The organism is Azospirillum mesophilum (assembly GCF_053470405.2).
Genome location: NZ_JBPXMQ020000007.1, coordinates 152,498 through 167,094 on the forward strand (window position 1 = coordinate 152,498; position 14,597 = coordinate 167,094).

A 14,597-nucleotide genomic window follows, 5' to 3' on the forward strand; every position below is an offset into this window, starting at 1 on the left:
TCTTTTTCGCCTGGAATACGCGCGCAACGCGGAGGAAGAACCAAACCATGAGCGCCATTACCGAAATTCACGCCCGCGAGATCCTGGACAGCCGCGGCAACCCGACCGTCGAGGTCGACGTCCTGCTGGAGTCCGGTGCGTTCGGCCGCGCCGCCGTCCCGTCGGGTGCCTCGACCGGCGCGCATGAGGCGGTGGAGCTGCGCGACGGCGACAAGGCCCGCTTCGGCGGCAAGGGCGTGCTGAAGGCCGTGGAGTCGGTGAACGGCGAGATCTACGACACCCTGGCGGGTCTCGACGCCTCCAACCAGCGCGCCATCGACTTGGCGATGATCGAACTGGACGGAACGCCCAACAAGGCCCGCCTGGGCGCCAACGCCATCCTGGGCGTGTCGCTGGCGGTCGCCAAGGCCTCGGCCGAGGAAGCGGCGCTGCCGCTGTTCCGCTATGTCGGCGGCGCCTTCGCCAACCTGCTGCCGGTGCCGATGATGAACATCATCAACGGCGGCGCCCACGCCGACAACCCGATCGACATCCAGGAGTTCATGATCATGCCGGTCGGCGCCGTCTCCGGCGCCGAGGCCATCCGCATGGGCTCCGAGATCTTCCAGGCGCTCAAGAAGAAGCTCAAGGACGCCGGCCACAACACCAACGTCGGCGACGAGGGCGGCTTCGCCCCGAACCTCGCCAGCACCGACGAGGCGCTGGGCTTCGTGATGAAGGCCATCGAGGCCGCCGGCTACAAGCCGGGCGACGACGTGATGCTGGCGCTCGACGCCGCCTCCACCGAGTTCTTCAAGAACGGCAAGTACGAGCTGGCCGGCGAGGGCAAGTCGCTCGCTCCGGAGCAGATGGTCAAGTACTGGGAGGATCTGGTCGGCCGCTACCCGATCATCTCCATCGAGGACGGCATGTCCGAGGATGATTGGGAAGGCTGGAAGGCCCTGACCGACGCCATCGGCAAGAAGGTCCAGCTGGTCGGCGACGACCTGTTCGTGACCAACCCGGCGCGTCTGGCCGAGGGCATCAAGAAGGGGGTCGGCAACTCGATCCTCGTCAAGGTCAACCAGATCGGCACCCTGTCGGAGACGCTGGAAGCCGTGGACATGGCCCACAAGGCCGGCTACACGGCCGTCCTGTCGCACCGCTCCGGCGAGACCGAGGACAGCACCATCGCCGATCTGGCGGTCGCCACCAACTGCGGCCAGATCAAGACCGGCTCGCTGTCGCGCTCCGACCGTCTGGCCAAGTACAACCAGCTGATCCGCATCGAGGAGATGCTGGGCACCGCCGCCCGCTTCGCCGGCCGCGGCATCCTGAAGGCCTAAGTTTCGCAAACGGAAAAGCCCCTCCCCGGAACACCGGGGAGGGGCTTTTTCTTTGCCGTCCCCCAAGGGGGCGCGGCTTACTTCGCCAAAGCCGCGATCATCTTGCGGATGGCGGTCGGCTGGATGCCGCTCTTCTGGTTGTAGTCGTAGCCGGTGTAGGCGAACCAGTCCCAGCAGCCCTTCGGGTTGGAGGTCGGCTTGGCGCTGTGCTTGATCTGCGGGTACAGCACGACGATGTTGTTCACGTCCGCCCAGCGGTTGTAGCCGGCGTGGACGGCGAAAGCGTCGCCGATCTTCTCCGCCGACATCTCGCAGCCGTGGAAGGCGATGTGCAGGCGGCAGGCCTGGCCGTTGGCGCAGGATTCGGGGATGTAGACGTAGCCGTATTCCAGCATGCCGGAACGGCTCTGGTCGCCGATGTACTCGACCTGGGAGAACTTCACCGGCTGGGCGTTGGCCTGCTCGGCGTTCGGCGTCTTCACGTCCGGGTAGAGGTGCGACAACAGCGCGCCGGCCTGGTCGTAGTTGCAGTTGTTGAGATAGTTGGCGCCCAGGAAATCGCAGGCCGAGCCGTAGTTGCTGGTGACGAAGGCATGTTCCGCGTCCGGGTTGCTGACGAACTTGATGTTGTCAGCCGGCACCTTCAGGGCGCGGTAGAGCTGATCCGCCGCCTGCACGACCGGGGTGGTGACCACCGTGTCCTTGACGCCGTTGAACAGGTAGACGCGCGACGTCTTCAGATTGTTCAGGTTGGCGATGCTGCCCATCTTCTCGCGCGATTGCACGTTCTGGACGAGCTGGCCGAGGTCCGGCTTGCCCGCCGTCGTCGCCATGCAGCGGTACAGGGCCACCTCGGCGGGCAGGGTGCCGGGGATGTTGTCGGCGCAGCCATACGGGCCGCCGGCCACCAGGGCGGCGCCGGCCACCACGTCGGAATAGGCCACGTGCATCTGCGTCGCCATGTAGGCGCCGGACGACACGCCGGATGTCGTGGTCTGCTTCGCGTCGATGTTCAGCTTCGGCAGCTTGATCGGCTGATCGGCCAGCGCCGGAACCGTCAGGATGGTGGAGAGCGCGACGGCGGCCGCGCCGAGGATCCGAGTCGGGGACATGTGCCTTACCTCCCAGGGGTGTTGCTTCGCGCTGAGCCTGCCGCAACGCGGAATTTCGGCGGGCATCTTCGCTGCGGTGCAGCGTAGCAAAGCAACCACGGGAGTCCACCTCTGATTTAACACAATACAATTGTACTCGCGCCGATGGGGAGGTGGCGGTCCACGGCTCGCGGCACGCCGCCCCATGCGACACCAGGGGAACTTGGCGGAACCCGATCGCGGGACCATCGTCTGGTGAAGGGCGTTCGGTGAAGGGCGGATCCGACCGCTGGCGCCCCAACCGAAAGCCCGGCCGATGTTCTTCATTCCGCTGTACGACGACAACCCGACGCGGCGCACGCCGGTGGTCACCATCGGCGTGATCGTCCTGTGCGTGCTGGTCTATCTGTGGCAGGCCTCGCTGGGGCGGCCGGGGGGAGAGCTTGCGGTCTATTCCTTCGGCGTCATTCCGGCGGTGCTGTTCGGCCACGCCGAGTTGCCGGAGCCCTTGCGGGTGATTCCGCCCTGGCTGTCCATCGTGACGTCGATGTTCATGCACGGTGGCTTCCTGCACCTCGCCGGCAACATGCTGTATTTCTGGATTTTCGGGAACAACGTGGAAGACAGCATGGGGCGGGTCCGCTTCGTCGTCTTCTACCTGCTGTGCGGGACGGCGGCGGCCCTGACGCAGAGCATTGCCCATCCGACCTCCGAGATTCCCATGCTGGGGGCGAGCGGTGCCATCGGCGGGGTGCTGGGGGCCTACCTGGTGCTGCACCCCCGCGCCAACGTCGGTGTGCTGTTTTGGTTCATCATCATCGTGCGCATCATCACGGTGCCGGCCGTGCTGGTTCTCGGCGTCTGGTTCGCCGGCCAGATCCTCAGCGGCGTCACCACCCCGACGAGCGACGAGGGTGGCGGCGTGGCCTTCTGGGCGCATGTCGGCGGTTTCGTGACCGGGGCTGTCCTGATCCCCTTCTTCAAGCGTCCGGAGGTTCCGCTGATGACGCCGGCGCACAGCCCGGCCTTCGCCGTCCTGCCGCCCGGCACGCCGATCCGCCGGGGCAGCGTTCCCGACGCGGGCGACCGCCGCCGGCCCTTCCGGTAACAGTCCTTCACCGTTCCATTTTCCACGCTGATTCAGGGCCGCCCTGCGCCTTCGAGCGCCGTCCGCATCCCCCGGTGTTTGTGAGCGCTGCCGGCCACAGTCCAGCGCAAAGGGGGTAATTTCCGGTGGCATTCCTGTGATGTAGCGCAATCTTTATCTTTCATTTACCAAACTCGCGTCACCTGTCCCTTGCCTGCATCCAGTGGGCACTGCCTTAAACGGTGACAATTGGAGGGCTATAAATGCCTCGCTTTTTTAATCGCAGGCCTGAAAAGGCCGAGAAAGAGATGGCCTTCGGGGGGCACTATTTCTCAAGGATTCTTGTTGGTGCCTTTGTCTTCAGCGCCGCCGTCAATCTTCTGATGCTGGCGATGCCGCTCTATTCCCTTCAGGTGTTCAGCCGGGCAATCCCTTCCGGTAACATCGAGACGCTGGTCATGCTGACCGTGATCGTGGTGATCGCGCTGTCGCTGATCGCCGCGATGGAAACGGTCCGCGCCCGGGTCCTGACCCGCGCCGGCAACGCGCTGGAGACGGCCTGGCGCCGCCGCCTCGCCGCCGACGTGCTGGACGCGTCGGGCCGCGGCCGCCCGGACACGTCGCCCCTGAACGATCTCATGGAGATCAAGGGCGCCCTGTCCCGTCCGTCGCTGCCGGCCCTGATGGACGTGCCCTGGGTGCCGCTGTACATCATCGGCATCTACCTGATCCACCCGCTGCTGTCCGCCCTGCTGGTCGCGTCGATGGTCATCATGACCGGGCTCGGCTTCCTGGGCTGCTGGGCGGTGAAGCATTTCGCCGACGAAGGCAAGGCCCCGGCCAGCCGCTCGCAGCGCCTGTTCGACGCGCTGATCGCCAAGTCGGAGACGGTGCGCGGCCTGCGTATGGGTCCCAACGCGCTGGACACCGTGGCCCGCGACGCGCTGACCTCCTCCGCCTACCAGGGTCTTTCGGCCGAGCGTTCCGCCGCCATCAGCGCCTTCACCAAGTGGGTGCGCATGATCCTGCAGATCGCGGTGACCTGCGTCAGCGCCTGGCTGGTGATCGAGCAGCAGATGTCCTTCGGCGGCATGATCGCCACCTCCATGCTGGTCGGCCGCGCCCTGGCCCCGGTGGAGCAGAGCGCCGGCGCCTGGACCCAGCTGCAGAAATCGCTCCAGTCCTTCCGCCGCCTGTACCCGCTGCTGAAGCGCCTGTCGCGTGAGCCGGCCCGCCCGGCGATCCCGGTCGAGCGCGAGCGCCTGACGGTCGAGAACCTGCTGTTCGTCTCGCCCCGTGACCAGAAGCCGATCCTGCGCAGCGTCACGCTGAGCATCGATCCGGGCCAGACCATCTGCATCGCCGGTCCCAACCGCTCGGGCAAGTCGGTCCTGGCGCGCCTTCTGGCTGGTGTGGCCAGCCCGTCGGCCGGCACCGTCCGCCTCGGCGGCCTCTCCATGGCTTCGCTGAACCCGGACGCTCCGGAGCACGGCATCGGCTACATGTCGCAGAACGCAGACCTGCTGCCCGGCACCATCGCCGAGAACATCGCCCGCTTCACCGAAGCGACCCGCGAGCGGATCGAGGACGCCGCCAAGCGCGCCGGCATCCACGAGTGGATCGAGACGCTGCCGAACGGCTATGAGACCGAAGTGTCCGACCCGTTCTTCCCGATCACCGGCGCCTCGGCCCGTCTGATCGCGCTGGCCCGCGCCGGCTTCGGCCACCCGCCGCTGATGGTCCTCGACGAACCGTCCGCCGGCATGGACGAGATCGGCCACAAGGCGGTCCGCGCCTTCATCGAACAGGCGAAGACCGACGGCACCACGACCATCGTGCTCACCCATTCCCCGGCCTTCGTCGACATCTGCGACAAGACCTATGTGCTGAAGAACGGCATGGCGGTGGAACTGCCGCAACGCCAGGAGCAGCAACAGCAGGGCGCCAACTGGACCCGCCTGCGCAACATCGGCCCGGCGCCGGTGCAGCAGAGCGCGGCCGGCTGACGCCGACCCTGACGCGAAACCCGGCGACAAAGGACCGATACCCATGACCGACATCACCATGAACTCCTACAAGACGAAGACCATGACGTCGATCAGCGCGCTCCGCGCGCTGGTTCCCGATACCCGGGTCAGCGGGCTTCTTACCGGCGGCTTTCTGGTGCTGGCGGTGGGCTTCGGCGGGATGACCGCCTGGGCCGCGCTTGCCCCCCTCCACAGCGCCGTGATGGCGTCCGGCGCCCTGACGCCGGAGACGGGCCGCAAGACGGTCAAGCACACCGAGACCGCTCAGATCGACGAGGTCCTCGTCAAGGAAGGCGACAAGGTGCGGGCGGGGCAGGTCCTGATGCGCCTGGACAGCACCGAGGCGGCGACCAAGCTGCAGGTGCTGACGACCTCCTGGATCGAGACGCTGGCCCTGGAAGCCCGCCTGACGGCCGAGCTGTTCGAGCAGCCGGCCATCCAGTGGCCGGACGACTTGGGCCGCCGCCGCGGCGCCGACCGCACGGTGGACAAGCTGATGGCCAACCAGGAAACCCTGTTCCAGGTCCGCCACAACCAGCTGGAGACCGAGGCGCGCCTGACGAAGGAGCGCGTCGCGACGCTGCGCGAGGAGGCCAAGAGCCTGGAGGAGCAGCGCCAGTTCCTCGCCCGCGAGATCGCGCTGAACGACGAGGACATGCGCATCACCCAGGGCCTGCTCTCCCGCGGCAACTCGACCCGGACCAAGCTGGTCGAGCAGCAGAAGATGGACGCGCAGCTGAAGGGCCGCGACCGTGAGCTGGATGCCCGCATCGCCCAGGCCAAGCAGTCCGCCGTCGACGCCGAAGGCGACCTGCTGCGCCGCCGCAGCGACTTCCGCGAGAAGGTCCTGGTCGATCTGGAAAAGGCCCGCGGCGACGTCGTGAAGCTGGCCGAGCAGATCCGCGACGCCGCCAACCGTCTGGAAAGCCGCTCCATCAAGGCTCCGGACGAGGGCACCGTCGTGATGCACAGCCACTGGACCGCCGGCGGCACGATCACCGGGAACGAGCCCATCCTGGACATCATCCCCGACGAGCGCGCCCTGCTCGCCGAGGTGAAGGTCCAGCCGAAGGACATCAAGTCGCTGACCGTTGACCTGCCCGTGAAGGTGCAGCTGACCGCCTACGACAGCCGCGTCGTCGGCTCGCTGGACGGCACGGTCACCTATGTCTCCGCCGACCGCGTGATGGACACGGTGACCCGGCAGGAGTCCTACATCGCGCGCATCCGCCTGAAGGACAGCGATTCGCACTCGGTCCACAACCTGAAGATCAAGCCCGGCATGCCGGTCGAGGCGCGCATCGTCCTGTCGTCGCGCACCCCGATGGACTACCTGATCCAGCCGATCAAGAGCAGCTACGTGAAGGCGTTCATTCAGGAGTGACGTGGCGGAGATAACCGGGCGGGGCGGCATTGGCCGCCCGGTTCGGCCGGTGCCAAAGGAAAGGGCGGCTCCCGCAGGTGGGGCCGCCCTTTCCTTTGTGCCGTCCGCGTCCCGGCCGTCTACGCGCGCGGTCCGCGCACGCGCCGTGCGGCGAGGTCGAGCGCGAGCTTCAGCTGCGCGAAGGAAAAGGGCTTGTTCACAATGCCCAGCGGATAGGTTTCGGTGATGCGCGCCATGATGGCATGGGTCGCGTAGCCGGACAGGAAGATGGAACGGATGCCGTAGTTGGCGTGCAGCCGCCGCGCCGCCTCGATGCCGTCGCCGCCGGCCAGCCGCACGTCCATCAGCGCCACATCCGGCCGCTCGCGCCCGGCGATTTCCACCGCTTCCGCCTCGGTGCGGGCCATGCCGCACACCGTGTGGCCGAGGTCGGTGACCGCAAAGCCGATGGCTTCCGCCGCGACGGATTCGTCCTCGACGATCAGAAGGCGCAGGGACCGGACCGCAGCCGGCGTGTCGGTGTGGGGGGAGCCGCGGAACTGCACGGCGTTCGCGCGTTCGCCGAGGCCTTGCTGCTGCACGCCGGAGGCTGGCTGTGCCAGCGTATCGATTTCGTCCTGTGCCACGACCGCCCTCGCGCACCTGTTCCACCCGCAGGACCCAACGCCGTTGCGCCAAGCCCGTCACTTTTTGGTAAAATTCCGTTTACCAAATAAAGTGGTAGCGCTACCCGAACGGAAGATCAAGCGAAAATACAACGAACACACATGTTCCGTGCTCGCCGAGGTGGTGATGCCACAGTGTGGGCGGATATCCCTCAGCGCTCCGGGCGGCTGAGCCAATCGACGCTGCCGTTCGATCCGGACGGGGTCGTGCTGCGCGGCGCGGGCTTGCGCGCGGCGTTGCCTGGGGCCGTCAGCCAGGAGGCGGACGGCGGGGCCGGTTCGGCCTGTGCCTGTGCTGGTGCCGATGCTGGCGTTGGGCGGGGTGAGGGCGGTGGCGCGGCGTAGACCGCCGGTGTCATGGGCGACAGTGGCGACAGCAGAGGGGCGGCGGGCGGCACGTCCGGCATCGCCGGAGGCGCGGCCGGAGGGAGTGGAGACGGGGCGGGCGACGTTGCCGCCGGGCGCGTCCGAGGCGCTTCGGCGGCGCCCATCCAGGACGGACGGTCGTCGTCGGCCATGGCGCCGGTCTGTGTGTTGAGGCGCCGCGCCCCGTCGCGGATCTCAAGCAGGGACGAGACGGCGAACTGCAGCAACGGCGCCATGCGGTCGGAGTCCGCCAGATCCTCTGGAGTCAGCGCGGCGAAGCGGTTGCGGACCTGCTCGACGGCCTCTTCGATGTGATCGCGCAACGCCTCGGTTTCCTGGACGATCCGCTCCAGTTCCTCGCGCAGGGTCGAGATTTCGCAGGCCTGGCGCAGCTCATGAAAACCGATCGGCTGCGACGGCGCGCGGCCGGGTTCGGTGGCGTGGAGGCCCTGTGGACGGAAATCATGCGGCATCTTCGCCAAAACCCTGGGTCCTGCCCTGCAATCGACCCTGGGACCAAGGACGGGCCCCGGTCACATGTTTAATGCGGTTGAACATGGTTGGAAACCGTTTGCGCACCCCCTTGGCTTGTACTATTTTTTGCGCGCCGGAGGGAACGGAATCCTGCGGTATCACAAATCCTCTCCACCTCTCCCCAACGACATACTGCCGGATAATCACGGTGTCGATTGATCGCACGGAACTCGAACGGCTCCTTGCCGATCGCCCGACCGGCAACCGCTCGGCCATGCAGGCCGTGCGCGAAAGCTATGGCGACATCAGCCTGATGCGGGAGCGCGGCCTGTCCTGGGCCGAGATTTCGGACATTCTCGCGAAGCTGGGCATCACCGCGCGCGACAACCAGCCGATTTCTCCCGTGACGCTGCGCTCCGCCTTCTTCCTGGTGGGCAATGAGGGCCGCGGCGGCACGTCGGCCGAGGAGGGGGGCGAGAGCACCACGCCGCGCGAGACGCTGGACGCTGTGCACCGCGCCGCGCTGGCCTCCGGCCGCACGGCCGAGGCCGACTCCCTGGACGTTGTCGGCGAGGAAATGCCCGAAGCCGAGCTTTCTCCGGAAGGCGAGGAAGTCACGGCGCTCCCCGAGCCCGCCGTCGAGGAGCCGCCGGTTGCGGACGCCACCGTCGACAGCAGTGCCCCGACTGCCGAGCCCGAAGAAGAGCCGGCCGTCGAGGAAACGGTATCCGATGAGTCGGACGCCACCGCCGCGCCCACGGAAAGCCAGGCGACCGAGAGTTCTGCGGCTGAAATCGCCCCGGCCAAAATCCCGGAAGCCAAAATCCCGGAAGCCGAAATCCCGGAAGCCGAAATCCCGGAAGCCGAAATCCCGGTGACCGAAATTCCTGCGGCCGAAATCCCCATGGAGATCGCGCCGGAACCAGTGGCCGAGGCGCCGTTGCCGGTGGAAGAACCGGAACCGATCGCTCCGCCTTCCGAACCGGCCGAAGCACCGGCCATCTCCGCCGCTCCGGCGCCCCTGGGCCAACCGATATCGCACGTCTCGATATCCCAAACTCCGATATCTCAAGACCTGACAACGAATAGACTCTGGAAAGGCGATCGCATGCTGGGCACGATCTTCGTCCTCAATGACCGCGGTGGCGTCGGCAAGACGCTGCTGTCCCATCACCTGATGGCGACCGCCATGCTGGAAGGCCTGCAACTGAAGGTCGTCGAGTATGAGGTGAACGAGCGCCTCAACCGTCTGTTCGGGCCGGAGGTTGTTGAGCACCGCCGCATCACCCAGGACTTCATGAACATGATGGGCTCGGGCGACGGCTTCTACGAGTTCTGGGACCAGATCGGCCCGGAACTCCAGCGCGGCGGCCGCCTGTACGACTTCGGCGGCAACATCTCCCAGTGGTTCTTCAACTGGGCCGAGGTGTCGGGCTTCGACTACTACGTCGGCGACGGCGAGCGGCTGACCTTCATGGTCCCGGTCACCGTCGATCTGGCCTCGCTGTCCACCGGCATGAACACGCTGGAGCGCATCGCCACCATCGCCCCGAAGGCCAAGCGCGTCCTGGTCGAGAACGGCTTCTCCGGCCCCTTCTCGCAGCTTGAGGACAGCCAGTACGCCCGCCGCAAGGCCGAGATGGTCGAGCGCGAGGGCGTGGAGGTCATCTCCATGTCGCCCTGCACGGCCCCGGCCTGGGCGCGCCTGACCGGGCACCGCCTGGACCATGTCGCGCAGATGACCCGCGAGGATCTGGTGAAGCTGGGCATGACCCCGCCGGTCGCCTCCCGCTCGCTGATCATCATCCACGAGTGGCTGCGCAACATGCGCCAGTCGCTGTCGCCCTATCTGCGCGACGCCTTCAACCAGACCGCCGGCGCCCCGGCCAAGGCGGGCGCCCGTTAAGGCCGCGTCCAGCGTTCAGCATGCGCATGACGGGGGCCTTCGGGTCCCCGTTTTGTTTTTGCGGGGACGTGCTTGTTCTTGTGCGGACAACAGGATTTACACGGATTCCACGGATTAAGGCACGGATTTCACGGATTAAATTTTAATATTGTTCGGTTGCTGCGTCTCGGCAACTCGCGTCCGTGTAATCCGTGAATAAATCCGTGAAATCCGTGTGAAAATGGTTGTCGTCGGGAATATCCGCACTCATCCAGTGCAAACCGCCGCCGTCAGACGAACCCCTCCACCAGCGCGGCGAACTCGTCCGGACGTTCGGCGTGGAGCCAGTGCCCGGCACCGACCAGCATTTCGATCCGCGCGCTCGGGAAATGGCGGCGGATGGCCGGCTCGTGATCCGGGGTGATGTAGTCGGACCGCGTGCCGCCGATGAACAGCGTCGGGCCGCTGTACTGCTTGTCGCCCAGGTCGGGGAATCCGATCAGGTTCGCCATGCTCGCCCCGATGGCGTCGAGGTTGATGCGCCAGTGGAACTTTCCCTGCTCAAGGACGAGGTTCTGCAACAGGAAGGACCGCAGCGGCGGCTCCGGCACGGCCTCGACGAGCTGCGCCTCGACCTCCGACCGGCGGGTGCAGCCGTCCAGGTCGGCGCGCTTCATGGCGGCGACGAAGGGCGCGTGGGTGTGGGTGTAGGCCACCGGCGCGATGTCCGCCACGACCAGCCGCTCCACCCGGTCCGGGTGATTGAGCGCCAGCGTCATGGCCGCCTTGCCGCCCATGGAATGACCGACCACCGTGGCCCGCGCGAATCCGCGATCGTCGAGGAAGCGCAGCACGTCCTCCGCCATCTCCGGGTAGGTCATGCTGTCGGCCCAGGGCGCGCCGCCGTGGTTGCGCAGGTCGAGCGCGTAGACGCGGCGCGTCTCGGCGAAGCGCCGGGCCAGCGATTGCCAGTTGCGGGCGGAGCCGAACAGCCCGTGCAGGACCAGCAGCGGCGTGCCGCCGTTCGCTTCGCCGGCTTCCAGATAGGTGAGGGGAAGACCCTGGGCCATGGAGATCCCGATGTGCGTGGTCGAAGAAGGGAGCTGCGATCCTAACAGAGCCGACGCACCCTCGGCCCCGCATTTTCCACCAACCGAGCCATGCCGAAAGGCGTGACGCGGGCGCCGAAAACGCTAGGATGGCGCCGCCGTTGAGGGCGTCACCTGGGGAACCGAACACACCGTGCTCCGCAACATCCTGTCCGTCGGCGGGCTGACGCTGGTCAGCCGCGCCCTTGGCTTTCTGCGCGACGTGCTGACGGCCGCGCTGCTCGGCGCCGGGCCGGTGGCCGACGCCTTCTTCGTGGCGTTCCGGCTGCCCAACCATTTCCGCGCCCTGTTCGCGGAGGGCGCCTTCAACTCCGCTTTCGTGCCGCTCTTCTCGGCCAAGCTGGTGCAGGAGGGGCAGGACGCCGCCAAGCGGTTCGCGGAGGAGGTGGCGGCCCTGCTGCTCGCCGTGCAGATCCTGTTCCTGGCCGGCATTCTGGCGATCATGCCGCAGTTCATGACGGTCTTCGCGCCGGGCTTCTCGGACGAGCCGGAGAAGTTCCGGCTGGCCGTGCTGTTCACCAGCATCACCTTCCCCTACCTGCTGTTCATCTCGCTGGAATCGCTGCTGGCCGGCGTGCTCAACAGCCTTGGCCGGTTCGGGGCGGCGGCGGCGGCGCCGATCCTTTTGAACCTGTGCCTGATCGCCGCCATGGTCATCCTGGCCCCGCTGATGCCGACGGTCGGGCACGCCCTGTCCTGGGGCGTCTTCCTGGCCGGCGTGGCGCAGTTCCTGTACCTCTACTGGGAGGCCAACCGCGCCGGCATGGGGCTGCGCCCGCTGTGGCCGCGCCTGACCCCGGACGTGAAGCGGTTCCTGAAGGTGCTGGGGCCGGCGGCGCTCGGCTCCGGCCTTACGCAGATCAACCTGTTCGTGGACACGCTGGTCGCCTCACTGCTGCCCACCGGGGCGGTGTCCTACCTCTACTACGCGGACCGGCTGAACCAACTTCCGCTGGGCGTCATCGGAATCGCGGTCGGGACCGTTCTGCTTCCGGAAATGTCCCGCCGCATCAAGGGCGGCGACGAGGCGGGCGCGGTGGAGAGCCAGAACCGCGCGGTGGAGCTGTCGCTGGTGCTGACCCTGCCGGCGGCGGCGGCCTTCATGGTGGCCGGCCTGCCCATCGTGGCGGTGCTGTTCCAGCACGGCGCCTTTGGCCCATCGGACGCGGCGCAGTCCGCGGCGACGCTGCAAGCCTACGCGCTGGGCCTGCCAGCCTTCGTGGTGATCCGCAGCCTCGTGAACGGGTTCTACGCCCGCCACGACACGGCGACCCCGGTGCGCGTGGCGCTGGCTGCGACGGCGGTGAACGTGGCCCTGAAGCTCGCCCTCATGGGGCCGCTGGCGCAGGTGGGGCTGGCGGTGGCGACCTCGGTGTCGGCCTGGGTGAACGCCGGTCTGCTGGCGTGGATGCTGACCCGGCGTGGGCTGTTCCGCGCCGATGCCCGTCTGCTGCGCAACCTGCCACGCATGGCCTTGGCCGCGCTGGCGATGGGCGGCGCGCTGTGGGCGGTGCAGGAGCGGCTGTCGCCCTGGCTGACCGCCCACAACATTATTGAGCGGCTGGCCGGGCTGGTGCTGCTTGGCGTGGCCGGGCTTCTTGTCTACGCGGTGCTGGCGCTGGTGCTGGGGCTGGTGCGCCGGTCGGACCTCGGCCGGATCCGCCGGCGCCGCAAGGCCGCTTAGCTGTTGTTCTTGAGGGGGCGGGTGGGATCGGCCGTCCACTCGCTCATGGACCCGTCGTAGAGCTTCACGCCGGGAAGGCCAGCCAGTTCGCTCAGCGCGAACCAGGAGACCGAGGCGAGGTGGCCCGTGTTGCAGAAGGTGATCGGCGCCTTGTCCGCCCCGGCCTGTTCGGCCAGGGCCTTCACCGACTCGCCCGACGGGAAGCGCTTGTCGGCGCCAGAATAGAAGGCGCCGTTCTCGATGTTCACGGCGCCCGGCAAGGTCCCTGCGGCGCGGGCCTGCGGGCTCTTGCCCTTCCCGGCGAACTGCTCGGCGGAGCGGGCATCGATCAGCGGAACCGAGCCCTGTGCGATGGCCGACTCCACCTGGGGCAGGGTGGCGCGCAGATCGGTGCGGGGCTCGGCCGTGAAGGTCTTGGCCGGCAGCGTGGCGGGGGACTCGGACACCGGGTTGGCCGGATCGGCGCTCCAGGCCGCGAAACCGCCGTCCAGCACCGACAGGCGCTCATGGCCCAGCGTCTTGAAGGTCCAGTAGACCCGCGTGGCGTTGCCCATGTCGGACGCGTTCAGGCCGGACGCGACCAGCACCACATGATCGTCGTTGCCGATTCCCAGCCCGCCGATCAGACGTTCCAGGGCGGCCGTCTCGGGCAGGAGGCCGGGAACGCCATCGACCGTCGCGCGCCAGCCGGCCATTGCGTAGTCGGAATGGATGGACCCGGGGATGAAGCCCCCGGCCGGCGGCGTCCTCACGTCCAGCACCACCAAACCCGGACGGCCGAGGTTGTTCCTCAGCCAAGCGCTGTCCACCAGAGGACGGGGGGAATCGGTCGTCATGGCCTGCCTTCGCTGTTCATTCACATCGGACGGGAAGGGTAACAACACAGGACGTGATCGGAAAACCAAATCTGCGCTGTTGTTTCCCTCCTTTGTCGCAGCATCTCCCCACGGTCGGCGTTGCCGAACCGTGCGCTATGGGTATAACTCTTACAGATTCGAGTGATCCGCAGCGGTTGCGGCGAAGGAGTGCACCATGGCCAACATCGACGACCTGCTCGGCGCCGCCTCGTCCGACGATGCGGGGGCTGACGGCTTCGCCATCGGCGACGCGCCGGTCGAGATCAAGGTCGTGATCGGCACGGCCCTGCTGCGCGTCCGCGATCTGCTGAAGCTCGGCCGCGGCGCCGTGGTGGAGCTGGACCGGCATCTCAAGGATCCCACGGACGTCTATGTGGAAGGCGTGCTGGTCGCGCGCGGCGAGGTGGTGATCGTGGACGACAAGATCGGCGTCACCCTGACCGACTTCGTGAAATCCAGCCGCGAGTGGAAGCGCTAAGCGCGCACAACCTTCGTTGCGACAACGGAATTTGACGTTTCGGATCCGAAACATGACGTTCCGGCTGCGGAACGGCTCGTATCGGTTCCAAAACCATGTCGGCGCGCAAAGGGTTGCTGCGTGACCTTTCCGGAGCCCTCCTGTTCCCCAGGCGGCAAGGGTGGA

12 protein-coding genes are annotated in these 14,597 nt (G+C 67.2%); 7 read left to right on the forward strand and 5 right to left on the reverse strand.

Features of this window, described 5'->3' with window-relative positions:
• Positions 1-47 precede the first annotated feature (47 nt).
• The gene (gene eno, locus ACSVC7_RS10300; protein WP_448202890.1) at positions 48-1,325 is read left to right on the forward strand and encodes a phosphopyruvate hydratase; all 1,278 of its coding nucleotides are present in this window, start codon (positions 48-50) and stop codon (positions 1,323-1,325) included.
• A 77-nt stretch (positions 1,326-1,402) separates the two neighbouring features.
• On the opposite strand, the gene ACSVC7_RS10305 is transcribed toward eno, so the two are convergent.
• Complete coding sequence (locus ACSVC7_RS10305; protein ID WP_448202889.1) at positions 1,403-2,437, reverse strand: extracellular catalytic domain type 2 short-chain-length polyhydroxyalkanoate depolymerase; 1,035 nt, start codon at positions 2,435-2,437, stop codon at positions 1,403-1,405.
• Positions 2,438-2,732: 295 nt separating this feature from the next.
• Here ACSVC7_RS10305 and ACSVC7_RS10310 point away from each other — a divergent pair, with 295 nt between their 5' ends.
• The 3 genes from ACSVC7_RS10310 (at position 2,733) to ACSVC7_RS10320 (ending at position 6,914) form a co-directional block, all read left to right on the forward strand.
• Positions 2,733-3,524, forward strand: a complete 792-nt coding sequence (locus ACSVC7_RS10310; protein ID WP_448202888.1) for a rhomboid family intramembrane serine protease — start codon at positions 2,733-2,735, stop codon at positions 3,522-3,524.
• Between the two features lie 371 nt (positions 3,525-3,895).
• On the forward strand, positions 3,896-5,509 hold the full coding sequence (locus ACSVC7_RS10315) for a type I secretion system permease/ATPase (RefSeq protein ID WP_448202887.1): 1,614 nt from the start codon (positions 3,896-3,898) through the stop codon (positions 5,507-5,509).
• 43 nt (positions 5,510-5,552) lie between these two features.
• Positions 5,553-6,914 carry an HlyD family type I secretion periplasmic adaptor subunit gene (locus ACSVC7_RS10320; protein ID WP_448202886.1) on the forward strand — a complete coding sequence of 454 codons (1,362 nt, stop codon included), beginning with the start codon at positions 5,553-5,555 and terminating at the stop codon, positions 6,912-6,914.
• A 119-nt stretch (positions 6,915-7,033) separates the two neighbouring features.
• Here ACSVC7_RS10320 and ACSVC7_RS10325 read toward each other — a convergent pair whose 3' ends face one another.
• Entirely contained in the window at positions 7,034-7,540 is a 507-nt protein-coding gene (locus ACSVC7_RS10325) for a response regulator (protein ID WP_448202885.1), read from the reverse strand.
• Between the two features lie 191 nt (positions 7,541-7,731).
• Complete coding sequence (locus ACSVC7_RS10330; protein ID WP_448202884.1) at positions 7,732-8,418, reverse strand: hypothetical protein; 687 nt, start codon at positions 8,416-8,418, stop codon at positions 7,732-7,734.
• 209 nt (positions 8,419-8,627) lie between these two features.
• Between ACSVC7_RS10330 and ACSVC7_RS10335 the strand changes: the two genes are divergently transcribed.
• Complete coding sequence (locus tag ACSVC7_RS10335) at positions 8,628-10,325, forward strand: hypothetical protein (RefSeq protein ID WP_448202883.1); 1,698 nt, start codon at positions 8,628-8,630, stop codon at positions 10,323-10,325.
• A gap of 269 nt (positions 10,326-10,594) precedes the next feature.
• On the opposite strand, the gene ACSVC7_RS10340 is transcribed toward ACSVC7_RS10335, so the two are convergent.
• The gene (locus ACSVC7_RS10340) at positions 10,595-11,374 is read right to left on the reverse strand and encodes an alpha/beta fold hydrolase (protein ID WP_448202882.1); all 780 of its coding nucleotides are present in this window, start codon (positions 11,372-11,374) and stop codon (positions 10,595-10,597) included.
• A gap of 172 nt (positions 11,375-11,546) precedes the next feature.
• Here ACSVC7_RS10340 and murJ point away from each other — a divergent pair, with 172 nt between their 5' ends.
• A complete protein-coding gene (gene murJ / locus ACSVC7_RS10345; protein ID WP_448202881.1) occupies positions 11,547-13,097 on the forward strand; it encodes a murein biosynthesis integral membrane protein MurJ in 1,551 nt (516 codons plus the stop codon).
• Here murJ and ACSVC7_RS10350 read toward each other — a convergent pair.
• On the reverse strand, positions 13,094-13,933 hold the full coding sequence (locus tag ACSVC7_RS10350; protein WP_448202880.1) for a sulfurtransferase: 840 nt from the start codon (positions 13,931-13,933) through the stop codon (positions 13,094-13,096). The two genes, murJ and ACSVC7_RS10350, sit on opposite strands and share 4 nt — an antisense overlap.
• Before the next feature lie 196 nt (positions 13,934-14,129).
• On the opposite strand from ACSVC7_RS10350, the gene fliN reads away from it, so the two are divergent.
• Positions 14,130-14,432 (forward strand): flagellar motor switch protein FliN, encoded by a 303-nt coding sequence (gene fliN / locus ACSVC7_RS10355; RefSeq protein ID WP_448202879.1) that lies wholly within the window; start codon positions 14,130-14,132, stop codon positions 14,430-14,432.
• Positions 14,433-14,597: the final 165 nt, after the last annotated feature.

Excerpts from the sequence above, each read along its gene's own strand:
- ACSVC7_RS10310 (WP_448202888.1), top strand. The coding sequence starts at position 2,733 with ATGTTCTTCATTCCGCTGTACGACGACAACCCGACGCGGCGCACGCCG.
- ACSVC7_RS10340 (WP_448202882.1), bottom strand. The coding sequence starts at position 11,374 with ATGGCCCAGGGTCTTCCCCTCACCTATCTGGAAGCCGGCGAAGCGAAC.
- ACSVC7_RS10330 (WP_448202884.1), bottom strand. The coding sequence starts at position 8,418 with ATGCCGCATGATTTCCGTCCACAGGGCCTCCACGCCACCGAACCCGGC.
- ACSVC7_RS10315 (WP_448202887.1), top strand. The coding sequence starts at position 3,896 with ATGCCGCTCTATTCCCTTCAGGTGTTCAGCCGGGCAATCCCTTCCGGT.
- ACSVC7_RS10305 (WP_448202889.1), bottom strand. The coding sequence starts at position 2,437 with ATGTCCCCGACTCGGATCCTCGGCGCGGCCGCCGTCGCGCTCTCCACC.
- fliN (WP_448202879.1), top strand. The coding sequence starts at position 14,130 with ATGGCCAACATCGACGACCTGCTCGGCGCCGCCTCGTCCGACGATGCG.
- ACSVC7_RS10320 (WP_448202886.1), top strand. The coding sequence starts at position 5,553 with ATGACCGACATCACCATGAACTCCTACAAGACGAAGACCATGACGTCG.
- eno (WP_448202890.1), top strand. The coding sequence starts at position 48 with ATGAGCGCCATTACCGAAATTCACGCCCGCGAGATCCTGGACAGCCGC.
- ACSVC7_RS10350 (WP_448202880.1), bottom strand. The coding sequence starts at position 13,933 with ATGACGACCGATTCCCCCCGTCCTCTGGTGGACAGCGCTTGGCTGAGG.